The 21,872-nt window shown below is 69.3% G+C and carries 20 protein-coding genes and 1 pseudogene; 14 read left to right on the forward strand and 7 right to left on the reverse strand.

Features of this window, described 5'->3' with window-relative positions; translation table 11 throughout:
- The first annotated feature begins 867 nt into the window (after positions 1-867).
- The 4 genes and pseudogenes from IPK81_09730 (at position 868) to IPK81_09745 (ending at position 3,770) form a co-directional block, all read left to right on the forward strand.
- Complete coding sequence (locus tag IPK81_09730) at positions 868-1,245, forward strand: VOC family protein (GenBank protein QQS14411.1); 378 nt, start codon at positions 868-870, stop codon at positions 1,243-1,245.
- A 178-nt stretch (positions 1,246-1,423) separates the two neighbouring features.
- Positions 1,424-1,705, forward strand: a complete 282-nt coding sequence (locus tag IPK81_09735; GenBank protein QQS14412.1) for a hypothetical protein — start codon at positions 1,424-1,426, stop codon at positions 1,703-1,705.
- A 170-nt stretch (positions 1,706-1,875) separates the two neighbouring features.
- The gene (locus IPK81_09740) at positions 1,876-2,982 is read left to right on the forward strand and encodes a three-Cys-motif partner protein TcmP (GenBank protein ID QQS14413.1); all 1,107 of its coding nucleotides are present in this window, start codon (positions 1,876-1,878) and stop codon (positions 2,980-2,982) included.
- 9 nt (positions 2,983-2,991) lie between these two features.
- Positions 2,992-3,770, forward strand: a pseudogene (locus tag IPK81_09745) (phage Gp37/Gp68 family protein).
- Between the two features lie 66 nt (positions 3,771-3,836).
- Here IPK81_09745 and IPK81_09750 read toward each other — a convergent pair.
- Together IPK81_09750 and IPK81_09755 are read right to left on the reverse strand one after the other, a co-directional pair.
- Positions 3,837-4,691: an LLM class F420-dependent oxidoreductase gene (locus IPK81_09750; protein QQS14414.1), complete on the reverse strand. Its 855-nt coding sequence runs from the start codon at positions 4,689-4,691 to the stop codon at positions 3,837-3,839.
- A 110-nt stretch (positions 4,692-4,801) separates the two neighbouring features.
- The gene (locus IPK81_09755; GenBank protein ID QQS14415.1) at positions 4,802-5,080 is read right to left on the reverse strand and encodes a hypothetical protein; all 279 of its coding nucleotides are present in this window, start codon (positions 5,078-5,080) and stop codon (positions 4,802-4,804) included.
- Between the two features lie 193 nt (positions 5,081-5,273).
- Between IPK81_09755 and IPK81_09760 the strand changes: the two genes are divergently transcribed.
- Positions 5,274-5,759: a redoxin domain-containing protein gene (locus tag IPK81_09760; GenBank protein QQS14416.1), complete on the forward strand. Its 486-nt coding sequence runs from the start codon at positions 5,274-5,276 to the stop codon at positions 5,757-5,759.
- Positions 5,760-5,769: 10 nt separating this feature from the next.
- Here IPK81_09760 and IPK81_09765 read toward each other — a convergent pair whose 3' ends face one another.
- Positions 5,770-6,672 carry a hypothetical protein gene (locus IPK81_09765; GenBank protein QQS14417.1) on the reverse strand — a complete coding sequence of 301 codons (903 nt, stop codon included), beginning with the start codon at positions 6,670-6,672 and terminating at the stop codon, positions 5,770-5,772.
- An 860-nt stretch (positions 6,673-7,532) separates the two neighbouring features.
- On the opposite strand from IPK81_09765, the gene IPK81_09770 reads away from it, so the two are divergent.
- The 3 genes from IPK81_09770 (at position 7,533) to IPK81_09780 (ending at position 10,144) form a co-directional block, all read left to right on the forward strand.
- Positions 7,533-7,781 carry a DUF2282 domain-containing protein gene (locus IPK81_09770; GenBank protein ID QQS14418.1) on the forward strand — a complete coding sequence of 83 codons (249 nt, stop codon included), beginning with the start codon at positions 7,533-7,535 and terminating at the stop codon, positions 7,779-7,781.
- A 149-nt stretch (positions 7,782-7,930) separates the two neighbouring features.
- Complete coding sequence (locus IPK81_09775; protein ID QQS14419.1) at positions 7,931-8,431, forward strand: DoxX family protein; 501 nt, start codon at positions 7,931-7,933, stop codon at positions 8,429-8,431.
- Between the two features lie 408 nt (positions 8,432-8,839).
- Positions 8,840-10,144, forward strand: a complete 1,305-nt coding sequence (locus tag IPK81_09780) for an NAD(P)/FAD-dependent oxidoreductase (protein QQS15035.1) — start codon at positions 8,840-8,842, stop codon at positions 10,142-10,144.
- 290 nt (positions 10,145-10,434) lie between these two features.
- Here IPK81_09780 and IPK81_09785 read toward each other — a convergent pair whose 3' ends face one another.
- Positions 10,435-11,328 carry a LysR family transcriptional regulator gene (locus tag IPK81_09785; protein QQS14420.1) on the reverse strand — a complete coding sequence of 298 codons (894 nt, stop codon included), beginning with the start codon at positions 11,326-11,328 and terminating at the stop codon, positions 10,435-10,437.
- Between the two features lie 187 nt (positions 11,329-11,515).
- On the opposite strand from IPK81_09785, the gene IPK81_09790 reads away from it, so the two are divergent.
- The 4 genes from IPK81_09790 to IPK81_09805 all read left to right on the forward strand — a co-directional run bounded on the left by IPK81_09790 (position 11,516) and on the right by IPK81_09805 (position 15,907).
- Positions 11,516-12,166 (forward strand): AhpC/TSA family protein, encoded by a 651-nt coding sequence (locus IPK81_09790; protein ID QQS14421.1) that lies wholly within the window; start codon positions 11,516-11,518, stop codon positions 12,164-12,166.
- A gap of 148 nt (positions 12,167-12,314) precedes the next feature.
- Complete coding sequence (locus tag IPK81_09795; GenBank protein ID QQS15036.1) at positions 12,315-13,097, forward strand: 3-hydroxybutyrate dehydrogenase; 783 nt, start codon at positions 12,315-12,317, stop codon at positions 13,095-13,097.
- A 29-nt stretch (positions 13,098-13,126) separates the two neighbouring features.
- The gene (locus tag IPK81_09800) at positions 13,127-14,173 is read left to right on the forward strand and encodes a patatin-like phospholipase family protein (protein QQS14422.1); all 1,047 of its coding nucleotides are present in this window, start codon (positions 13,127-13,129) and stop codon (positions 14,171-14,173) included.
- Positions 14,174-14,461: 288 nt separating this feature from the next.
- Complete coding sequence (locus IPK81_09805; GenBank protein ID QQS14423.1) at positions 14,462-15,907, forward strand: HAMP domain-containing histidine kinase; 1,446 nt, start codon at positions 14,462-14,464, stop codon at positions 15,905-15,907.
- On the opposite strand, the gene IPK81_09810 is transcribed toward IPK81_09805, so the two are convergent.
- The 3 genes from IPK81_09810 to IPK81_09820 all read right to left on the reverse strand — a co-directional run bounded on the left by IPK81_09810 (position 15,879) and on the right by IPK81_09820 (position 20,201).
- On the reverse strand, positions 15,879-17,111 hold the full coding sequence (locus IPK81_09810) for an MFS transporter (GenBank protein ID QQS14424.1): 1,233 nt from the start codon (positions 17,109-17,111) through the stop codon (positions 15,879-15,881). The genes IPK81_09805 and IPK81_09810 overlap by 29 nt on opposite strands.
- Positions 17,112-17,120: 9 nt before the next feature.
- Complete coding sequence (locus tag IPK81_09815; GenBank protein QQS14425.1) at positions 17,121-18,311, reverse strand: class I SAM-dependent rRNA methyltransferase; 1,191 nt, start codon at positions 18,309-18,311, stop codon at positions 17,121-17,123.
- A gap of 123 nt (positions 18,312-18,434) precedes the next feature.
- Entirely contained in the window at positions 18,435-20,201 is a 1,767-nt protein-coding gene (locus IPK81_09820; GenBank protein QQS14426.1) for a gamma-glutamyltransferase family protein, read from the reverse strand.
- Positions 20,202-20,305: 104 nt separating this feature from the next.
- Between IPK81_09820 and IPK81_09825 the strand changes: the two genes are divergently transcribed.
- Together IPK81_09825 and IPK81_09830 are read left to right on the forward strand one after the other, a co-directional pair.
- Positions 20,306-20,764, forward strand: coding sequence for a two pore domain potassium channel family protein (locus IPK81_09825; GenBank protein QQS14427.1), 459 nt, complete (start codon positions 20,306-20,308; stop codon positions 20,762-20,764).
- 51 nt (positions 20,765-20,815) lie between these two features.
- Positions 20,816-21,853: a P1 family peptidase gene (locus IPK81_09830; protein ID QQS14428.1), complete on the forward strand. Its 1,038-nt coding sequence runs from the start codon at positions 20,816-20,818 to the stop codon at positions 21,851-21,853.
- Positions 21,854-21,872 lie beyond the last annotated feature (19 nt).

Consider the following 21,872-nt stretch of genomic DNA (forward strand, 5'->3'; position numbering starts at 1 on the left):
CGCAAGAACGCGGCGCGTGACGCCCCGGCGGTCAGGCGCCCTATCGCGGTCAGCCACCCGTCATGTCGCGCGCCGCGAGATTTCTCGAGGGCCGCGACGCGGGCGCCGCGGCGAAGGATTCCTCGCTCCGCTCGGAATGACGGGGCGGGTGGCGCGGACTCCGCGATGGGGTCAGGCCTAGCGCTCCCACCCACGATGGGGTCAGGCCTGCAAAACGGCAAACTTTGCGGGCCAGCCGCTCGAAAAAAATGCCGCTTTGCAGGCCTGACCCCACCGCTCCGCCCACGTTTCGAACGCGCTGTGATCTCGCGGATCCCGCCCGGCGCCTGCCACCCGTCATGTCGAGCGGCGCGAGACATCTTGGGGGCCGCGACGCGGGCGAGACCGCGAAAGATTCCTCGCTTCGCTCGGAATGACGGAGCGGGTGGCGCGGACCCCGCGATGGGGTCAGGCTGAGCTGCCCCGGGTTTCGCGGACCGTTTTATTCGGGGTCAGCCTTCGCGGCTTCGTAGCCCGCAGGCCTGCGATGGGGTCAGGCCTGCAAAACGGCAAATTTTGCCGGACAGCCGCTCGGAAAAAATGCCGCTTTGCAGGCCTGACCCCACCGCTGTCGAGCGGAGCGAGACATCTTGAGGGCCGCGACGCGGGCGCCGCGGGCCGCGGCCATGGGCGCGGGGTGCGGCCTGGCGCGGCCCGCCCGCCTGCGACGGGGCGGACCGTCGCCAGGCGGCCGGGTCCGACCCTGCCACGATCCACAGGGGAGGGTTGCCGGTGGTGGTCGTGACGGGGGCGGGTCGGCTGCTACAGTCCGGCCGGGCCGCCGGGCGCTCCCGAAATCGCGGGACGCCGGCGGCCGAGGAGGAAGCGATGTTCTCACACGTGTTTGTCGGCGCCGACGATGTCGCGGCGTCGAAGAAGTTCTACGACGCGGCGCTGGGCGCGCTGGGCGTGCCGGAAGGCAAGTCCGACCCGCGCGGGCGGGTGTTCTACCGCACCGCGGCCGGCATGTTCGGCCTCACCAAGCCGATCGACGGCGCCGCGGCGACGCACGCCAACGGCGGCACCATCGGCTTCGCCGCCGACAGCCCGGAGAAGGTGAAGGCGTTCCACGACGCCGGCGTCGCCAACGGCGGCAAGAGCATCGAGGATCCGCCGGGCTGGCGCGAGAACGGCGCGGTGCGGCTGTACCTCGCCTATCTGCGCGATCCCCACGGCAACAAGATCTGCGCGATGCATCGCGGCTAGGGCGAGTAGGAGTCGGGCCTGCGGAGCGGCGGATTTTCCGTACGTCCGCTTGCCGCAGATGCCGTTTTGCAGGCCCGACCCCAGGACTCGTACTCAAGAAGGCGGACGATTTCGAGGCCCTCCTGCGCGCCATCGCTTGTGCCGCGAGACCACCGCCCAGCCAGCGCTCAAGTCGTTCGTGGTCGCGGAGATCCTGCCGCGTCCGCACGTTACCAACGGAGCGGATCTCAAGGCCCATATCTCTGCCCGCAGCGTCTCCAGCCTGTACCGCGTCGGCAGCTGCCGCATGGGCCGCAAGGCCGACGCAGAGGTCGATCCCCAGTTTCGCGTCCTCAAAATAGGTCGGCCGCGCGTCGCCGACGCCTCGATGATGCTCTTGATCGTCGCCCTCAATACCAACGCGCCGGCCACCAAGATCGGCGAGAACTGCGCGGACACCGTACACGCGGCGATCCGGTGAGGGACTAAGGGCGACACTTCGCGACATGATCAGCGCCGCAAAGAGCCAAGCGCCTCCACATTCTCGCTTTTCACGTTGCAATTGTATAATGTTCGTGATATGTTCTTTGCTATATATGCACGAAACACGGTAAAATCCACCGCGAGATACAGCCAGTTAGGAGGCGTAACTTGGCGGCCAAGAATCAGAAATTTTTCGACGAGCGGACTGATGAGTCCGAGGTGAAGGCGCGGATCATCGAGAAGTATTTCTCGACCTGGGCAAACGTGGTGATGGGCGCAGCAGCGACACGGGACAACAAGATCGCTTACTTCGACCTGTATGCGGGGCCAGGCCGATACAAGGATGGTTCAAAATCTACGCCGCTGCTGGTTCTAGAGAAAGCCATCGCGCATCCGAAGATGTCGCAGATGCTCGTCGCAATGTTCAATGACAGCGACGAGGCGCATACGAGCACGCTTCAAGGGGAAATTGATAACCTCAAGGGGATAGAGAACCTGAAATATCCCCCTCAGGTCCGACTTGGCGCAGTTGATGAGGCGTTCGCGAACTGGTTCACGTCGACCAATTTCGTACCGATGTTCAGCTTCGTCGATCCGTGGGGATACAAGGGCCTCTCGCTTCAGTTAGTCAACGGCGTCATTAAGAACTGGGGCTGCGATACGGTCTTCTTCTTAAACTATAACCGCGTCAACATGGGTTTCAATAACCCGGCCGTGAAGAAGCACATTGTGGCGCTCTTCGGTGAGGCTCGTACCGATGAGATGATCGATGCCATGAATGGTATGGGCTCAGACAAACGCGAGGCTCACATTCTCGAAAACCTCGCTGACGCCATCAAGGAGATGGTGCCGAAGGCGTATGTGCTACCGTTTCGCTTCCGCAATGAAAAGGGCTCACGCACTTCACATATCCTCGTTTTCGTGTCGAAGCACTTCCGTGGCTATGACATCATGAAAGGCATCATGGCTGGCGAAAGCTCGACGGAGTATGAAGGCGTTCCCACCTTCACCTACTCTCCCGCCGACAAAGAGTACCCCCTGTTGTTCTCGCTATCTCACTTCTCTCTGTCACAACTCAAGAAGGACCTCGTCAAGAGTTACAAAGGTAAAACGATTGTTAACGAAAAGCTATACGAGCAGCACAGCGTGGATACGCCATATCTACGTCCTAACTATCGTGAGGTGATCCTTGAGCTTGAGGCCGAAGGTAGGGTCACATGCAGCAAACACAATCGGGGGACCCTTGCGAAGCACGTAGAGATAACGTTCAAGTAGGAGTAGGCGATGGGCACCAACTCAGCGATCGAATGGACGGAAGCGACATGGAACCCGGTCGCGGGCTGTACCGTCCTCTCGCCCGGCTGCACCAACTGCTACGCAATGCGCCTTGCTGCGCGCCTGGAGATGATGGGCCAACCGAAGTACGCCGGCCTCACCCGTAAGACCGGTGGCAGGTGGAAGTGGAACAGTAAGATCACGCTCGACGAGGCGTCGCTTGAGCTCCCGAAGGGCTGGAAGACGGCCCGCACCATTTTCGTCAACTCAATGTCGGACCTTTTCCACGAGGCGGTGCCCTTGGAGTTCGTCGCCAAGGTTTTTCACACGATGGTCGACACGCCGCAGCACACTTACCAAGTATTGACAAAACGTGCGGAGCGCGCTGAAGAGCTTGCAGCGTCGTTGCCGTGGCCGAAGAACGTCTGGCTGGGCGTAAGTGTGGAGAATGATGATTTCACTTACCGCATCGATCACCTTCGACGCACGCCGGCAGCGATCAAGTTCCTGAGCCTTGAGCCGCTTCTTGGTCCGCTTGATGACCTGAATCTAAGAGATATCGATTGGGCGATCGCCGGTGGCGAGAGCGGGCCAAGCGCGCGGCCAATGCCGATAGAATGGGTCCGTTCGATTCGCGATCAATGCACCCGCGCGGGTGTCGCATTCCACTTCAAACAGTGGGGGGCGTGAACAAGAAGCGCACCGGGCGCACGCTCGACGGTCGCACGTGGGATGAACTACCGCGCGCCAATAAGAGACGCGAAGAGCAGCCCGCACTCGCGCTCTAAAAAGACAAAACGAGTCAGTCGCTCCCGCGAGAATTACTATGTATTTGATTCGATTGGCTTAGGCGCTCACCCCTCCAGCTGCCGCTTCAGCGCCGACCATCGGTCGAGGATCGGCAGCAGCTTGTCCTCCTTCTCCGCCGGCAGGGAGAAGACGACGCGGTCGACGCCGATCTTCTCGCAGAACCGCAGCTTGTCGATGTCGTCGGGCACGCGGAAGATGGTGATGGGCAGCGATGCCGGATCGCGGCCGGCGTCGGCCGCCATCTTGCGGAACTTGTCGATCACCACGCCGACGCCGTCCTGCTCCAGCCGGTCGGCGCGCGGGATCCAGCCGTCGCCGTAGCGGATCGCGCGCCGCGCGGCGTAGGGGAAGGCGCCGCCGACGATGATCGGCGGGTGCGGCTTCTGGAACGGCTTGGGCCACTGCTTCATCTTGTCGAAATTGACGAACTCGCCGTGGTACTCCGGCTCGTCCTGGGTCCAGATCGTCTTCATCGCCTCGATGCGCTCGCGCGCCAGCTTGTGGCGGCTGTCGAAGGCGGTGCCGTGGTTCTCGATCTCGTCCTGGTTCCAGCCGTTGCCGACGCCGAAGATGAAGCGCCCGTTCGAGAGCTGGTCCAGCGTCGACACCATCTTGGCCGTGACGATGGGATCGCGCTGCGTGACCAGCGCGATGCCGGTGCCGACCCGCAGCCTCGTCGTGACGGCGGCGGCGCCGTGCAGCGCCAGGAACGGATCCATGATCTCGTAATAGGGCCGGATCAGCGGTCCGCCGGCGGGATACTCCGATTTGCGCGACGAGGGGATGTGGGTGTGCTCCGGCACCCACAGCGACTCGAAGCCGCGTTCCTCCAGCGCGCGCCCCAGCGCGTCCGGCCGCATGGAGTCCGTGGTGAAGAACATCACCGCGCCGATTTTCATGCCCGTCCCTCCGATATGATCGGCGCCAGTGTGCGCCGGCCGGGGGTGCGGCCGTCAAGACCGGCGGGGGCGACGGGATGGCGGGGCGCCCGGAGCGGGTCCCCGCGCGATCAGCTCCAGCGGAAGGGCTTCCTGTGCAGCGCGGACGGATCGAGCCGGGCGGGATGCGCCATCTGCGATCCCAGCTTCCGCACCCGCGCGTTGACGCAGCGCATCGTCATGGCCCGGCGCAGCTCGGGATCGGAGAACGCGGCACGCGCGCCGGTCGCCGAATAGCCGCGCGCCTCCAGCTTCGCCTCGATGTCCGCGAGATCGACGAATTCGCCGCTGTCGGCCAGCTCCCGCAGGACCGGCAGAATCGAATCGTCCCGTCCGCCCGTGCTCGACATGCCAACCCCCCGGCGCATGATCCACGTAGAGCGCGCGAAGCTACTCTCCGCGGGCCGGCGCGGCCATCGGAATTTGCACCTCGATTTCCGCGGCCGGCGCGGCGTTTGCGCGCGGACTGGCCGCCGGCGGCGGGCGGGGCCATTCTCGCGCGGCGGCGCCGCGGCTCGGGACGGCGGCGGCGGGAGGATCGCCATGCGCGACGGGGAGATGGCGCCGGAGCTGGAGGTCATCAGCTGGTTCAACGCGCCGGCGCCGTTGACGCTGGCGGGACTGCGCGGCCGGCCGGTGCTGCTGCACGCCTTCCAGATGCTGTGTCCGGGCTGCGTGGCGCACGGCACGCCGCAGGCGCAGCGGGCGCACGCGATGTTCGAAGCAACCGACCTGCAGGTGATCGGCCTGCACAGCGTGTTCGAGCATCACGAGGCGATGACGCCGGTGTCGCTGGCGGCGTTCATCCACGAGTACCGCCTGACGATGCCGATCGCCGTCGACAAGCCGGGCGACGACGGGCCGCTGCCGATGACGATGCGGCGCTACGGCATGCGGGGCACGCCGACCGCGATCCTGATCGGCCGCGACGGGCGCGTGCTGCACCACGGCTTCGGCCAGGAGGACGACATGGCCATGGGCGCACGGATCGCGATGGCGCTGGCGTCGGGCGGGACCGTGGCTGATTGACACTATACCACTACGTAACTAGTTCGCGAAATCTGCCCTCAAGGTAGCGGTCAATCTCTATCCGGCGAAGCTCTTGAATACTCTGGAGCATCCGAATGATATCTTCATCTTCAAGAACAATTATAAAGCCGTGCCCATCGCGCGCCGTGTCGCGACAGCGGTTGATGAACAACTCTCGATTGTCGAGCCTTCGCCCAATCAGAAATCCGAGGCGTCCGCGCGCCGGCGAGAAGCGCCCAGCCATCTGATCCAGCTCTGGATTGGCGATTTCTCTCGTGTAGTTTTTGCACTCCACCCAAATAGTTCCAGCCGCAGTGCCCGCGTCGCGCGCCCGTCGAAAGAAAAAGCCGCTAATACTGTTGTTTGTGTACGCGATATCCACGCGCTTCCGTCCGTCGTTCAGTTCAACTTCCTTCTGTGGATAGACAAGCTCTGGATAGAAAATAAACTCTAGTGCACCGATCATGAATTGATGGAATCGCGCCGCCGAGTCGTTGCCGCTTTGTATCGATCGAAGCTCATCCGCCAGCGCGCGAGCAAACATCGGCTCATCAAACTCTTCATCAAGATCACGAGTCGGCATACCGCTATGCACACCCAGCATTCTCTTATAGCGCGCAAGGACATCTGGATGATCTTCAGAGAACTCAGCCAAGAAATGCTTAGCGAGCGGGAAGCGTGCCTCCAAACTCTTCTTCGTGACACGCCGCCGACCATTCTTCAACGTCTCAACCAATGACGTGTTTTGACTGAGATGCTCTGCTTGAAGATAAGTTAACACAAACTCATTGTAATAGCGCTGGTGGGCAAACTCCATCGACCAACGAACCGCCGATTTTGGCACGAACAATCTTTTCCGACCATCGATGACGGGAAGAGAGACGAACGCCTCATACCAGCGCGCGCCATCCACGTCCCACATCCACCCTGAGGGTACGCCTTGCCGCATCTCCATACCGTGTAGATGACACTGACTCTGAGTGTATTCTATTAGCTGCTTCCGTATGACGTTCGTCGTTATGTCCGAGATTTTGTCCGGCCCGATTCCATCGACAAACAACTCGCAATCGGAAAGCTCAGTCAATAGTCCAGTCCGCGCCGCGCGACTCGAAGCAATCTTTCGATATAGCTCCCGAGCTTGGAAGCCGCTGACGCCTCGACCCGCAGATGCGCCTCTGGACAGCCCAAGGCAAGTCTCATTGGGCTCACGCAGCCGATCAAGGAGGCCGTGTCCACGTCCGTCGTCCCGTGATTGAATGGATTGAATTATTGCTTCAAAGAAACTGACAAGGGAGTTATGGCAGTCCACAAACCAGCCGCCCTCTCGATGAGAGAACGAATACGGATCAACGAACAGCGGTAAGTCTGTCGAGAGGTCAACATCGACAAAATCCAGCTGTGGCTGTGAAAGTTCAAGTCGGAAATACTCGGATATTCGAGCCATTCGACATCCTGTGTATAAGTAGAATTTGTAAGAATTGTACATATCAACGCGTGCGGTCAACAGCACGTTTGCCGATGAATCATGAGACGCCGACCGAATGCTCACAATCTCGACGCGACCCTACGGCATCGCAAAACCGGTAGCACCGGCGGCGACATCACTCCCCCTCGAATCGCGGCGGCCGCATAGCGTCCGCGCATCGACGCCATAGGGAGGCGATATTTCAGGCGGCGGCGTGGAACGCGCATGGTGACGGCATCCGACGAGCCGACGACACGCGATGTCGCGGGGGAGCGGAGCGACAACGGAACCATCCGCAGGAGACCGTCATGAAGACCACCATCGCGCTGGCCGCCGCCGTCGGCGCCGGCATCGCCCTCGCCCTCGCCACCGGCGCCACCCAGGCGCAGGAAGCCAAGACCGAGAAGTGCTACGGCGTCGCCAAGGCCGGCAAGAACGACTGCCAGACCGCGACCAGCTCGTGCGCCGGCACGTCCAAGCGCGACGCGCAGGCCGACGCCTGGGTGAGCGTGCCCGCCGGCGTGTGCGCCAAGATCGTCGGCGGCGTCGTCAAGTAGACGCGCCGACCCGCGACGGACGCCGCGCGCCGCCGAGGCCGGCGCGTCACGGCCCCCGCCAGCGCCGGCCCGACACCGACTCCCGTCTAGGCCGCGCGGCGTCCGCCCACCGCCTTCCGATCCGCACCGCCCGCAGAGGGATTCCGACCATGCGCACCCTGACCGCGTTTCCCGCCGCCGCGTCGAGCATCGACCGCGCCGGCCCCTCCCTGCGCGGCCCCGTCGCCCGGCTGGCGGCGCTGCGCGCCACGCTGGCGCGCGCGCCGGAGAGTCTGTTCACGCTGGCGTTCCGCATCGCCGTCGCGGCGGTGTTCTTCAAGTCGGGTCTGGTGAAGATCCAGAGCTTCGAGAGCACCGTCGGGTTGTTCCGCGACGAGTACAAGCTGCCGGTCCTGCCGCCGGAGATCGCGGCGTATCTCGGCACCGCGGCGGAGCTGACGCTGCCGGTGCTGGTCGCGGCCGGCCTGTTCGCGCGGCTCGGCGCGCTGGGGCTGCTGGTGATGACCGCGACGATCCAGTTCCTGGTCTATCCCGAGAACTGGGCCGAGCATCTGATGTGGGCGTCGCTGCTGGCGTGGATCGTCTCGCGCGGCCCCGGAGTCCTGTCCATCGACCACCTCGTCGCGCGCCGGCTGTTCGGCCTGAAGTGACGGCGGATACCGCATTCAGTCGTCGACGACATCCTCACCTTCCACCCTCCCCCTTGTGGGCTAGCGGATTCACACTGCCCGGCCGTCGCGTTGGAAGGCAGGAAAGTGCTGGCGCATCGGCGCTTTCCCCCTCTCCGCCCGCTTGCGGGGGAGAGGGCGGGGCCCATGCGGAGCATGGAACGCCGTATCGGCGGAGCCGATATGGCGGGGGTGAGGTGGGCGGCGATGGCGTCGCCAACGCTCGATATCGACGCATGTGGCCTCTCCAATCGACACCGCCACTGATCCCGCGACCACCTCACCCTCCCATGCTTCGCATGGGCCCCGCCCTCTCCCCCGCTGCGCGGCGGAGAGGGAACTTACCCGAGCACCGAGGCACCCATGTTCGATCAGCCCACTGACGCGACGATGCCGATGGCGGAGTCCGCGCCCGCCACCGCGGCCAGCCCGCCGGCGACACCGCGGCGGCCGCGGGTGGTGATCGTCGGCGCCGGATTCGGCGGGCTGGCCGCGGCGCGGCGTCTGGCGGGCGCGGCGGTCGACGTCACCGTGGTCGACCGCCGCAACTACCATCTGTTCCAGCCGCTGCTCTACCAGGTGGCGACGGCGGGATTGTCGCCGGCGCAGATCGCCACCCCGATCCGCGCCGAGCTGCGCCACGCGCCCAACGTGCGCGTGCGCATGGGCCGCGTCACCGCGATCGATCCGGCACGGCGAGTCGTCGTCCTCGAGGACGGCGAGATCGCCTACGACTGCCTCGTGCTGGCGACCGGCGCGCGGCATTCCTATTTCGGCAACGAGGCGTGGGAGCGCTTCGCGCCCGGCCTCAAGAAGATCGACGACGCCACCGAGATCCGCCGCCGCATCCTCACCGCCTTCGAGAAGGCCGAGGCCACGACCGACCCCGAACGCCGCCTCGCGCTGCTGACCTTCGTCGTGGTCGGCGGCGGGCCGACCGGCGTCGAGATGGCCGGCGCCATCGCCGAGCTGGCGCGCACCGCGCTGCGCCGCGACTTCCGCGCCATCGATCCGGCCGACGCCCGCGTGGTGCTGGTCGAGGGTGGATCGCGCGTGCTGGCGTCGTTCCCGCCGGAGCTGTCCGACCGCGCGCTGCGCTCGCTGCGCGGGCTGGGCGTCGAGGTGCGGCTGGGCCTGGCGGTGACGGCGTGCGACGCCGACGGCGTGGATGTCGGCGGCCAGCGCATCGCGGCGGCGACCATCGTGTGGGGCGCCGGCACCATGGCGTCGCCGGCCGCGAAATGGCTCAGGGCCGACGCCGACCGCGCCGGCCGGCTGATCGTCGACTCCGATTTCGCGGTGCCCGGCCATCCCGACATCTTCGCGATCGGCGACACGGCCTGCGCGACGGGTCCGGACGGACGGCCCTATCCCGGCCTGGCGCCGGTCGCCGCGCAGCAGGGACGCCACGTCGCCGACCTTCTTCTGGCGCGGCTGGCGGGCGGCCGCGCGCCGAAGCCGTTCCGCTACCGCGACCGGGGCGCGATGGCGACGATCGGGCGCGGCCACGCCGTCGCCGATCTCGGCGGCCGGCTGCGCTTCGGCGGCCGCGTCGCGTGGCTGCTGTGGGGCGCCGTGCACGTGGCGTTCCTCGCCGGCTTCCGAAACCGGCTGGCCGTCCTGGTCGACTGGCTGTGGTCCTACGCCACCTTCCGCGCCGGCGCCCGCCTGATCACCGGCTCCGAGCCGCGCTGAGGCGCCCGCGGGCGCCGCGCCGCTCCGGACGCCGCGGTCGCGTGATCGAGCGACGTTGTCGCGCCACCTCCGGCGGAGGGATCCTTCGACCGCGGCGCTACGCGCGTCCGCTCGGGATGACGGTTGGTGGGCGGTTCGGGAATTTCGGGACGGTCGTCATCAGCGGTCGGTAGGAACGCACCACGGCCCTTCCGTCATCCTGAACGGAGCGCCGTAGGCGCGCAGTCGAAGGATCTTTCACGCGCGAACGTCGCGCGTCGATCGCACGACCGCGCGCCCGCGCCGCGGCGTCACACGCGCTGGCGCGGGCCGTTCCAGGGGAAGCGCAGGGCCTCGTTGACGAAGGCGCCGACGGCGGGCAGGTGCGGGCGGCCGCGCACCGTGGAGATCTGCACGGTGCGCGCGATCTCCGGCTCGATCAGCGGGCGCACGCACAGGCCGGGCAGCGTCACGGAATGCTCGGGGATGTAGGTGAAGCCCAGCCCGGTCAGCGCCATGGTCTGGACCCAGTCGTCGCGGTCGCTGCGGAACACGGTCCGGACGCCGATGCCGGCCTTGCCGAGCAGGTCCGACACGTAGCCGTCGAACTCGCACTCCGCGCGGCAGACATAGGCCGCGCCGTCGAGATCGGCCAGCCGCACCGCGTTCTGGCGCTCGAAGGCGTGGCCCGGCGCGACGCCGATCACGAAGCGCTCGTCGTACAGCCGGCGCGACTGGAAGCGCTCGTCGACCGCGCCGGGCACGGCGTAGATCGCCACGTCGTAGCCGCCCTTCGCGAGGTTGTCGGCGATGGTCGCGGCGTTGCCGTCGCTGACGCGCAGCGCGATGCCGGGATGGCGGTCGCGGAACGCCCGCAGGAACGGCAGCAGGCGGCCGGGGCCGATGGTGCACATCAGCCCGACGCGCAGCTCGGTGTCCTCGGCCTTGGCGAAGCTGCGGGCGCGCTCCTTGGCGGCCTCGGTCTCGGTCAGCACCTGGGCGAGATGCGGGCGCATCATCTCGCCCAGCCCGGTCAGATGCGTGTTGTTGCGCTCGCGCCGGAACAGCTGGCCGCCGAGCTCGTCCTCCAGCCCCTTGATGGCGCGCGTCAGAGACGGCTGCGCCACGTTGCAGCGCTCCGCCGCGCGGGTGAAGTTGAGGGTCTCGCACACCGCCAGGAAGTAGCGGATCTGGTGCATTTCCATGAGGCCGGCTCCCGTCGAGGATCTCCGGTTTAACCCCGATCGCCATACGGCACGGCTATCGTGACGCGAGCCGATGGCTATTTCCACCGGCCGCCGCGCCGCGCCACACTCGCGGACTCTAGGCAGCCGGGACGACCGCGTGAAGGCGTCGCGCGGGGATATCCGGCGCCGGCGGGGGAACGACGGCATGGATCTGGCCCGGACCTTGGAACTTCTGCGCGATCGCCACATGGCCGCCATCGACCCGTTCGCACGCGACGCCTTCGAGGAGGAGCTCGACCGCCTGCGCATGCTGCGGGTGGTCGAGGACAGCCTCGGGATCGGCGACACGCTGCCGGATTTCGAGCTGCCAGACGGCGGCGGCGCGCTCTGGCGCTCGACGGCGCTGCTCGACCGCGGCCCGCTGGTGCTGTCGTTCTTCCGCGGCGGCTGGTGCCCCTATTGCGAGATCACGATGGCGGCGCTGGACGACGCCCGCGCCGGCATCGCGGCGCTGGGCGCGTCGGTGGTCGGCATCTGCCCGGAGACGCCCGAGCTGGTCGGCGCCACGGCGCGGGCGCGCGGGCTGGGCTATCCGCTGCTGAGCGACGCGCGCAACGCCTACGCCCGGCTGTGCGGCGTCGCCTACGAGCTGTCGCCCGACCACGTGCGCGTCCACCGCGACCGCAAGCGGGCGCTGCCGGCGATGCACGGCGACACGGCCTGGCGTCTGCCGCTGCCCGCCGTGTACGTCGTCGAGCCCGGCGGCCGCGTGGTCTACGCCTTCGCCGACGTCGATCCGGCGCGCTTCCCCGAGCCGGACGCGCTGCTGGCGGCGCTGCGGACGCTGGCGGCGTAAGCATCGCCGCTGGCGGCGGCGCGATGCCCGCCGCGTATCGACTCCGCAGTCCATCGGCATTTCCGTTGCATGTCCCTCCGGCGCATGGTGCCTCTCGCGACGGCGGGGGCCTTCGCACCGAGGACACGCCCACATGGCCAACGGACACATGCTCGGCGGCAGGACCGCCATCGTCACCGGCTCGACCAGCGGCATCGGGCTCGGCATCGCCGACGCGCTGGCCACCGCCGGCGCCAACGTCGTGCTCAACGGCTTCGGCGACGCCATGGAGATCGAGCGGATCCGCGGCGACCTCGCGCAGCGCACCGGCGCCAAGGTCGTCTACTCGCCGGCCGACATGTCGAAAGCCAAGGCGATCGAGAACATGATGCGCCAGACCATCGACACGTTCGGCGCGGTCGACATCCTGGTGAACAACGCCGGCATCCAGCACGTGGCGCCGATCGAGGAGTTCCCCGAGGAGAAATGGGACGCGATCCTCGCCATCAACCTGTCGTCCGCGTTCCACGCCACGCGGCTGGCGGTGCCGGGGATGCGCAAGAAGGGCTGGGGCCGGATCGTCAACGTCGCCTCGGCGCACGCGCTGGTCGGCTCGCCCTACAAATCGGCCTACGTCGCGGCCAAGCACGGCGTCTACGGGCTCACGAAGGTCGTGGCGCTGGAGACGGCGGAGGACGGCATCACCTGCAACGCGGTGTGCCCGGGCTACGTGCGCACGCCGCTGGTCGAGCGGCAGATCGACGACCAGGCCCGGGCGCACGGGATCCCGCGCGACAAGGTGGTGACCGACATCCTGCTCAGGCAGCAGCCCAACAAGCGGTTCGTCGAGGTCGCCGAGCTGGCGGCGCTGACGGTGTTCCTGTGCAGCGACGCCGGCGCCTCGCTGACCGGCGTGGCGCTGCCGATGGACGGCGGCTGGACGGCGCACTAGACCGCCGGCGGGCGGCGAGGGAGGACGCGATGGACGGGCATGTCGAGCGGCCGGCGGTGGCGGCGGGGACGAAGCGGATCAACCTCGCGCTGCAGGGCGGCGGCGCGCACGGCGCCTACACCTGGGGCGTGCTCGACCGGCTGCTGGAGGACGAGCGGATCGAGGTCGAGGCGATCAGCGGCACCTCGGCCGGCGCCATGAACGCCGCGGTGTTCGCCGACGGCATGGGCCGCGGCGGCCGCGCCGAGGCCAAGCGCGCGCTGGAGGCGTTCTGGCGCAACATCAGCGAGGCGGCGCGGTTCAGCCCGCTGCAACCGACGCCGTTCGACCGCCTGACCAACGGCTGGAACCTCGACAGCTCGCCGGCCTTCCTGACCTTCGACCTGCTGTCGCGGATGCTGTCGCCGTACCAGACGAATCCCGCGAACATCAATCCGTTGCGGGACGTGCTCGAGAGGTCGGTCGATTTCCAGCGGCTCGAGGGCTGCCGCGCGGTCAAGCTGTTCATCTCGGCGTCCAACGTGCGCACCGGCAAGATCCGCGTGTTCCAGAGCGGCGAGATCACGGCCGACGTCCTGCTGGCCTCGGCCTGCCTGCCGTTCATGTTCCAGGCGATCACGATCGGCGGCGATCCCTACTGGGACGGCGGCTACATGGGCAACCCCGCCGTCTATCCGCTGATCTACGGCGCCGAGTCGCGCGACGTGGTGATCGTGCAGGTCAATCCGCTGACCTGCGACACGGTGCCGACCACGGCGACCGAGATCATGAACAGGCTCAACGAGATCAGCTTCAACTCGAGCCTGATGCGCGAGATGCGGGCGATCGCCTTCGTGACGACGCTGGTCGACGCCGGCCACCTCGACACCGGCACCTACAAGCGCATGAACGTCCACTGGATCGACGCCGAGGCGCACATGAAGACGCTGGGGGTGTCGAGCAAGCTCAACGCCTCGTGGGAGTTCCTCAGCCACCTCAAGGGCATCGGCCGCGAGGTCGCCTCGACCTGGCTGCGCGACCACTTCGACGCGCTGGGTGTGCGGTCGAGCGTCGACATCGCCGCGAAGTTCCTCTGAGGGCGCGTCCGCGAAGCGGCGCCGCCTCTTCCCTCTCCGCCGCGCAGCGGGGGAGAGGGTGGGGCCCATCGCGAAGCGATGGGAGGGTGAGGTGGTCGTGGTGTCGGTGGCGATGTCGATGGGTAAAGCGACGTGCGCCCATATCGAGCGTCGACACCTCGGCGGCGACCACCTCACCCTCCCGCGCTGCGCGCGGGCCCCTCCCTCTCCCCCACTCCGTGGCGGAGAGGGCGCGAGACGCGGCGGCCGCGCTCGCGCCGCGCCGCGCGGTCGGCTAACGTCGCCGCCATGCCGGACGCCACGATCCACGACGCCGCCGCGACCGCCGCCGCGTCGAAGCGCCGCCGCGGGCTGGGCTTCGGGCTGTCGCCGCGCATCCTGGCGCTGGTGGTGGTCGCGGTCATGACGGCCGAGGTGGCGCTGTTCCTGCCGTCGATCGCGCGCTTCCGCCTGACCTGGCTTGAGGAGCGCGTCGAGACCGGCATGCTGGCGACGCTGGCGCTCGACGCCACGCCCGACAACATGGTCGACGAGAAGCTGGCGCGCACGCTGCTCGACCACGCGCGCGTCGACTCGGTGACCGTGTTCGAGCCCGGCAAGCCCAAGCGCTCGCTGATGCCGGCCGGCACGCCGCGGCCGCGCGCCACCTTCGAACTGCAGGACGCCATGATCCCGGAGCTGATCTGGGACGCGCTGGCGGCGATGGCGCGGACCGGGCCGTACGCGCTGCGGGTCGGCGGCCGGTCGTCGCGGCTGCCCGAGGCCAAGGTCTACGTCTACGTCGACGAGGCGCCGCTGCGCGTGGCCATGTACGGCTACGCGTGGCGCATCCTGGTGCTGTCGCTGATCATCGCCGCCTTCACCGCGGCGCTGATCTACTTCGCCCTGCGCTGGCTGATCGTGCGGCCGCTGCAGCGCGTCTCGGCCGAGATGACCGCGTTCCGCCGCGCGCCCGAGGACGAGACGACCGGCGGCGCGCCGGCGCCGCGGCGCGACGAGATCGGCATCGTCGACCGCGAGTTCGACATCCTGCGCGACGAGCTGCGCGCGGCGCTGCGCCAGAAGACTCGGCTGGCCGAGCTCGGCGCCGGCATGAGCAAGATCAACCACGACCTGCGCAACATGCTGGCGACGGCGCAGCTGCTGACCGACCGGCTGGCGCGCAGCGACGATCCCAAGGTCCGCGCCATCGCGCCGATCATGCTGCAGTCGATCGACCGCGCCGTGGCGCTGTGCGGCGACACGCTGGCCTTCGTGCGCGACCGGCCGCCGCCCCGGCTGGCGCCGGTCGATTTCGCCGACCTGGTCGACGAGGTGGGCGTGGCGCTGGTCGAGCAGGGCGAGCAGGGCGATCCCAACGCGGTGCGCGACTGGGTGAACGAGGTGCCGCCCGACGCCCGCCCGCGCGCCGACCGCCACATGCTGTTCCGCGCGCTGTCCAATCTCGGCCGCAACGCCTTCGAGGCCGGCGCCCGGCGCGTGGTCGTGCGGCTGGCGCCCGGCGAGGGCGTCGACGTCGTCGACGTCGCCGACGACGGGCCCGGCGTGCCGGAGGCCGTCGTGGCGTCGCTGTTCACGCCGTTCTCGCGCGAGGGCCGCGCCGGCGGCTCGGGGCTCGGCCTCGCCATCGCCCGCGACCTGGTGCGCGCGCATGGCGGCGACATCACGCTGGCGGCCAACGGGCCGGACGGCGCCACGTTCCGGTTCACGATCCCGGCGCGCGGCGCTCCGTGACGGCGGCGAGCCAGAACGCCAGCGCCACCAGCGCGAGGACGAACAGCGTCCACACCACCGCGCCGTAGCCGCCGGTCAGCGTCCAGATCGCCGCCATCAGCAGCGGGCCGGCGGCGCGCGCCAGCATGCCCGGCGTGCCCAGCGCGCCGCTGATGGCGCCGTAGGCGTTGGGTCCGAACATCTCCGGCACGATGGTGCCGCGCACGATGGTGACGATGCCGTTGGGCAGGCCGTAGACGATGGCGAAGGCGACGATCAGGGTGGCGTCGGCCGGCAGGAACAGCAGCGCCATGGCGACCGGGTAGAGGGCGAACGAGACGGTGCCGATCAACCGCGTCGAGATCCGCTGGCCCGCGAACACCACGAGCAGCCGGCCGGCGACCTGCATCGGTCCGATCACGGCGTAGCCGGCGACGATGGCGGCCATCGACAGCCCGCGCTCCAGCATCAGCGGCACGAGATGGAAGCCGACGGCGGTGAACACCACGCTCATCGCCGTGAAGCACACCGAGAGGTACCAGAACGCCGGCCGCCGCAGCGCCGAGGCCAGCGCCGCCTTGTCGCGCGGCAGGTCCGGCTTGCCGCCGCCGCGCTCGGCCGGCGGGATCAGGATCCAGTGGATCGCGGCGCACAGCAGGTTGCAGGCCGCCATCATCAGCAGCGCGTCGCGCCAGCCGGCGCGGTCGATCGTGAACTGGATCAGCGGGATGAACACGGTGCTGGCGAAGCCGCCGACCAGCGTGATGGCGGTGATCGCGCGGCGCGCGTCGCGCGGGAAGACGCGGGCCACGGCGGCGAAGGACGGCTCGTACAGGGTGCCGGCCATGGCGACGCCGATCAGGGCCCAGACCGCGTAGAAGCCGATCAGCGAATCGACCAGCGGCCACAGCGCCAGCAGCGCCGCGCCGGCCAGCGACGCCAGGGTCATGAGCCCGCGCGCGCCGTGCCGGTCGATCCACACGCCGGCCGAGAACGCGCACAACCCCGAGGTCAGCAGGCCGATCGACAGCGCGGCGTTGAGGTCGGTGCGCGACCAGCCCAGCTCGCGCTCCATCGGCACCACGAGCACGGCGAAGCCGTAGTACATCGTGCCCCACGAGATGACCTGGCCGACCGAGATCCCCCACACCAGCGTCCAGGCGCGGACGCCGCGGAGCGGCAGGCCGCCGGCGGCGGCGTTCTGGTCGACCGGTGGAATGGCCATCGCGCGGCGTCAGTCGAGCTGGAGCAGCAGGCCTTTGAGGTAGGCCGTCTCGGGCAGGCCGGGATGCACGGGATGGTCCATGCCGGCGCCCGACGTGCGCAGGATGCGGCCGTCGCGGCCGGCGTCGTGCAGTCCGCGGCGGACCTGGTCGGCGAACAGCGGCGGATCGACGAGGTGCGAGCAGGAAGCGGCGAACAGCAGGCCGCCGGGCGCCACCAGCGGCGCCGCCAGCCGCGTCATCTTGCGGTAGCCCTGCGCGCCGGGCTTGAGGTCCTTGCGGCTCTTCACGAAGGCCGGCGGATCGCACACCACGATGTCGTAGCGCTCGCCGGCCTTGTGCAGCCGCGTCATCTCCTCGAACGCCTCGGCCTTGGTGAAGGCGCAGCGCGACTCCACGCCGTTCATCGCCGCCGACGCCTTCGCGAAATCGAGCGCCGGCTGCGAGCGGTCGACCATGGTGACCGAGGCCGCGCCCTCGACCGCCGCCAGCACGCCGAAGCCGCCGGCGTAGGTGAAGACGTCGAGCACGCGGGCGCCCTGCGCGAAGGCCGCGACCATGGCGCGGTTGTCGCGCTGGTCGAAGAACCAGCCGGTCTTCTGGCCCTCGGCCGGATCGCAGGCGAAGCGCGCGCCGTTCTCCTGGACGTCCACCGGGCCGGCGATCCCGCCCTTGGCGAGGCGCGACTCCAGCTCGAGCCCCTCGAGGCGGCGGGCCGGCGAATCGTTCTTCAGCAGGATCGCCGACGGCGCCGCCACGGCGTCGAGCGCCGCGACGATGTCGTCGATCATGCGCTCGGCGCCGGCGGTGTTGGCCTGCACGACGCAGAGATCGCCGTAGCGGTCGACGATGATCCCGGGCAGCCCGTCGGCCTCGGCGTGGACCAGCCGGTAGAACGGCACGCCGGCGTAGAGCCGCGTCCGCAGCGCCAGCGCGGCGGCCAGCTTGCGCTCGACCAGCGCTCGGTCGAGGCGGGCCTCGCCGTCGCGGGTCACGAGGCGCGCGGCGATCAGCGAGTGCGGATTGAAGGTGGCGACGCCCAGCGCGTCGCCGCTGGCGGCGCGCAGCACCACGGCCGAGCCGGGCGCGATGGCCTTGGTGGCCGGCTCCATCAGTATCTCGTTCGAGAACGCCCAGGGATGGCCCGCGCGGACGCGGTGGTCCTCTCCCCCACGCATCAGGACGCTCGGATACTTCGACATTGATTTCCCAACCCGGCGGCCGCGCCGGTTTCCAGCGGATGATCCATCCTCCTAGCGCGAAGCGCGCGCCGAGTCGAAGCCGGAAACGCGGCGATGTCCCCGCACGTGGCGTGCGCGCAGGCGTCAGTCGCCGCGGGCGACTCCATCGCGGCGGGGATCGGCGCCACCCTCGTAACCGAGCAGGCGCCCGTCGGAATCGCGCCGCGCGCGCACGCCGTGCAGGCCGCCGGCGTGCGGCGCGACGACGACGCGGTGGCCGCGCGCCGAAAGCGCCTCGACGAGGCGCGCGGTCGCCTGATCGTCGACGCCGCGCTCGATCTCGGTCGCCGGTCCGCGGTTGAGCGCGCGCCGCGCCGAGATCGCCGCCTGCATGTCGAGGCCCTCGTAGAGGATCCCGGCCAGCGTCTGCAGCACGTCGCCGATGATGCGCGAGCCGCCGGCCGAGCCGACCGCGAGCGCGAAGCGGCCGTCGGCATCGACGGCGATCACCGGCGACATCGACGACCGCGGCCGCTTGCCGGGCTCGACGCGGTTGGCGACGGCGCGGCCGCCGGCCATCGGCCGGGCGGTGAAATCCGTCAGCTCGTTGTTGAGCGGGAAGCCGCCGACGAAGCGGCGCGCGCCGAACGGCCCCTCGACCGTCGTGGTGAACGAGACCGCGTCGCCCCAGCGGTCGACGACCACGAGATGGCTGGTGCCACCCTCCGGCTTCACCGGCTCGGCGCCGGCGGGTGGTGTTGGCGCGCCGGGCGGGACACCGGCCGCGACCGCCGCCATGACGCCGTCGCGCCGCAGCGCCGCGGCGCGGCCGGCGAGATACGCGGGATCGAGCAACCCGTCGGCGGGCACCGGCGTGAAGGATGGATCGCCCAGCCAGCGCTCGCGGTCGGCGAAGATCAGCCGTCCGATCTCGGCCAGGCGGTGGGCGGTCTCGACCTCCGACGCCGGCGCGGCGGCGCCCGGCGCCACGGGCCACATCGCCAGCCCCTGGAGCACCGCCAGCGGGCCCGACGACGGCGGACCCATGCCGCAGACCTGGAGATCGGCGACCGGCGCGCACAGCGGCGCGCGGCGCAGCGGACGGTAGCCGGCGAGGTCGGCCAGGGTCATCGCGCCCGGCCGCGGCGCGCGCGCCACCGCCGCGACGATCTCCGCCGCCAAGGGCCCGGTGTGCAGCGCGTCGGCGCCGCCTTCGGCCAGCGTCCGCAGCGTCGCCGCCAGCGCGGGATTGCGGACGATGTCGCCGCGCTTGCGCGGCGCGCCCGCGGCGTCGAAGAAGATCCTCAGCGCCTGCGGATCGTCCTTGAGGCCGGGATCGTTCTCCAGCGCGCGCGCCAGCCGTGGCGGCGCCGGGAACCCCTCCTCGGCCAGCCGCGCGGCCGGCGCGAACAAGTCGCGCCAAGGCAGCCTGCCGTGGACGCGATGGACCGCCTCGAGCATGCGCATCGCGCCGGGCACGCCGATGGACAGGCCCGAGGCCACCGCCAGTGGAAACTCCAAGGGGCGGCCGGCGGTGTCGAGGAACATCGTCGCGGTGGCGGCGGCCGGCGCGGTCTCGCGCCCGTCCCACGCGGCGATCCGGCGACCGCGCGCGTCGTAGTGCAGCAGGAAGCCGCCGCCGCCGATACCCGAGGCCTGCGGCTCGACCACGCCGAGGACGAGCTGGACGGCGATGGCGGCGTCGACCGCCGAGCCGCCCTTGCGGAGGATGTCCAGGCCGGCCTCGACCGCCATCGGGTTGGCGGCGGCCACGATGTGCGTGCGCGCGAGCGCCAACGGTTCGCGCGCCATGATCGGCCCGGCCGGCGCCGCGCCGAGCGCGAAGGCCAGCGCCACGGACTTGAGCCGGATCAAGGGACGGCGCTGGATGATCGACCACAAACGCGGCATTGAGGACTCCGGCGGGCGGACGGCGCGTGCCGGCCGGTAGCCTGTGTCGGGGCCGCGTCGCGCGCAAGCGTGGCGTCCAGACGCCCGTCGACGGAAGGAAACGCATGCTGCTATCGATGCTCGCGGCGATCGCGCTGGTGCTCGTCACCCTGTTGATCCACTACGAGACGCTGCGGATCACGGGGGAATTGCTGCCGCGCCTCACCATCGTCTCGCCACGCTTCCGCATCGTGTTCGTGGTGCTGGCCTGCTTCGTGGCGCACACCATCGAGGTCTGGGTGTTCGGCCTGTCGTACATGTGGCTCGATTCGTGGCCGGGCTTCGGCGATTTCGCGGGGCCGCCGCACCCCGCCTTCACGCTCGAGGACTACGTCTACTTCTCGGTGACGACCTACACCTCGCTCGGCTACGGCGACATCTATCCGACCGGCGGGCTGCGGCTGATGGCCGGCGTCGAGGCGCTGACCGGGCTGCTGATGATCGGCTGGTCGGCGTCGTTCACCTACATCGAGATGCGCGAGCTGTGGTCGTTCCACGGCCGCGGCCGGCGCGATCGCGATTGACCGGCCGCGCGCGGCGTCGTTAGCGTCGCGGCCGGACAGCGAGAGGTATCGATGACGCGCCCCGGCCCGCGCAACCTGATCACCGACGTCGACGGCATCCTGGTCGGCAACGCCGAGGACCGGCGCGCGCGCAGCGGCACCACCGTGGTGCTGTGCGATCCGCCGGCCTGCGCCGCGGTCGACGTGCGCGGCGGCGCGCCGGGCACCCGCGACACCGACCTGCTGGATCCTTCATGCCGGGTCGACCGGATCGACGGCGTGTTCCTGTCCGGCGGCTCGGCGTTCGGCCTGTCGGCCGGTGACGGCGTGATGAAGTGGCTGCGAGAGCGCGGCCGCGGCGTCCAGGTCGGGCCGGTCAACGTGCCGATCGTGCCCGGCGCCATCCTGTTCGATCTGCTGAACGGCGGCGACAAGGAGTGGGATTGGCCGCCCTACCGCGAGCTGGGCTACGCCGCGACCGACGCCGCCGGCCGCGACTTCGCGCTCGGCAATTCCGGCGCCGGGCTGGGCGCCAAGGCCGGCAACCTGAAGGGCGGGCTGGGCAGCGCCTCGGCGGTCGACCCGGCCACCGGCTTGCAGGTCGGCGCGCTGGTCGCGGTCAACGCCCGCGGCTTCGCCACCATGGGCGACATGGCGCAGTTCTGGGCCTGGGCGGTGGAGCAAGGCGACGAGTTCGGCGGTCTGCCGCCGCCGCCGCGCAAGCTCGGCCTGAAGGTGTCGCACAGCAGGGGCGAGCTGGAGCACGACGCGCCCGATCCGGTGGCGGCGGCCCACGCCGATCCGCGCGGCAACACCACCATCGCGGTGGTCGCTACCAACGCCCGGCTCGACAAGGCGGGATGCCGGCGGCTGGCGGTGATGGCGCAGGACGGCCTCGCCCGCTCGCTGCGGCCGATCCACACCCCCTCCGACGGCGACTGCGTTTTCTTTATCGCGACCGGCCGGCGGGCCGGCGACCTCGATCCGCTGGCGGCCGCGGAGCTGGGCACGCTGGCGGCGGACTGTCTTGCCCGGGCGGTGGCGCGCGCCGTCTATCATGCGGAGACTCTTGGGGAATCGCGCTCTTGGCGGGACACGTTCCGGCGTTGAAGGCCGCGGGCGACGTCAC

It is taken from the genome of Rhodospirillales bacterium (assembly GCA_016699855.1).
GTDB lineage: Bacteria > Pseudomonadota > Alphaproteobacteria > Reyranellales > Reyranellaceae.

Coding starts and splice junctions, on each gene's coding strand:
- IPK81_09830 (QQS14428.1), top strand. CDS start 20,816: ATGACGCGCCCCGGCCCGCGCAACCTGATCACCGACGTCGACGGCATC.
- IPK81_09800 (QQS14422.1), top strand. CDS start 13,127: ATGGACGGGCATGTCGAGCGGCCGGCGGTGGCGGCGGGGACGAAGCGG.
- IPK81_09760 (QQS14416.1), top strand. CDS start 5,274: ATGCGCGACGGGGAGATGGCGCCGGAGCTGGAGGTCATCAGCTGGTTC.
- IPK81_09785 (QQS14420.1), bottom strand. CDS start 11,328: ATGGAAATGCACCAGATCCGCTACTTCCTGGCGGTGTGCGAGACCCTC.
- IPK81_09750 (QQS14414.1), bottom strand. CDS start 4,691: ATGAAAATCGGCGCGGTGATGTTCTTCACCACGGACTCCATGCGGCCG.
- IPK81_09805 (QQS14423.1), top strand. CDS start 14,462: ATGCCGGACGCCACGATCCACGACGCCGCCGCGACCGCCGCCGCGTCG.
- IPK81_09755 (QQS14415.1), bottom strand. CDS start 5,080: ATGTCGAGCACGGGCGGACGGGACGATTCGATTCTGCCGGTCCTGCGG.
- IPK81_09825 (QQS14427.1), top strand. CDS start 20,306: ATGCTGCTATCGATGCTCGCGGCGATCGCGCTGGTGCTCGTCACCCTG.
- IPK81_09790 (QQS14421.1), top strand. CDS start 11,516: ATGGATCTGGCCCGGACCTTGGAACTTCTGCGCGATCGCCACATGGCC.
- IPK81_09775 (QQS14419.1), top strand. CDS start 7,931: ATGCGCACCCTGACCGCGTTTCCCGCCGCCGCGTCGAGCATCGACCGC.
- IPK81_09815 (QQS14425.1), bottom strand. CDS start 18,311: ATGTCGAAGTATCCGAGCGTCCTGATGCGTGGGGGAGAGGACCACCGC.
- IPK81_09770 (QQS14418.1), top strand. CDS start 7,533: ATGAAGACCACCATCGCGCTGGCCGCCGCCGTCGGCGCCGGCATCGCC.
- IPK81_09780 (QQS15035.1), top strand. CDS start 8,840: ATGCCGATGGCGGAGTCCGCGCCCGCCACCGCGGCCAGCCCGCCGGCG.
- IPK81_09730 (QQS14411.1), top strand. CDS start 868: ATGTTCTCACACGTGTTTGTCGGCGCCGACGATGTCGCGGCGTCGAAG.
- IPK81_09810 (QQS14424.1), bottom strand. CDS start 17,111: ATGGCCATTCCACCGGTCGACCAGAACGCCGCCGCCGGCGGCCTGCCG.
- IPK81_09795 (QQS15036.1), top strand. CDS start 12,315: ATGCTCGGCGGCAGGACCGCCATCGTCACCGGCTCGACCAGCGGCATC.
- IPK81_09820 (QQS14426.1), bottom strand. CDS start 20,201: ATGCCGCGTTTGTGGTCGATCATCCAGCGCCGTCCCTTGATCCGGCTC.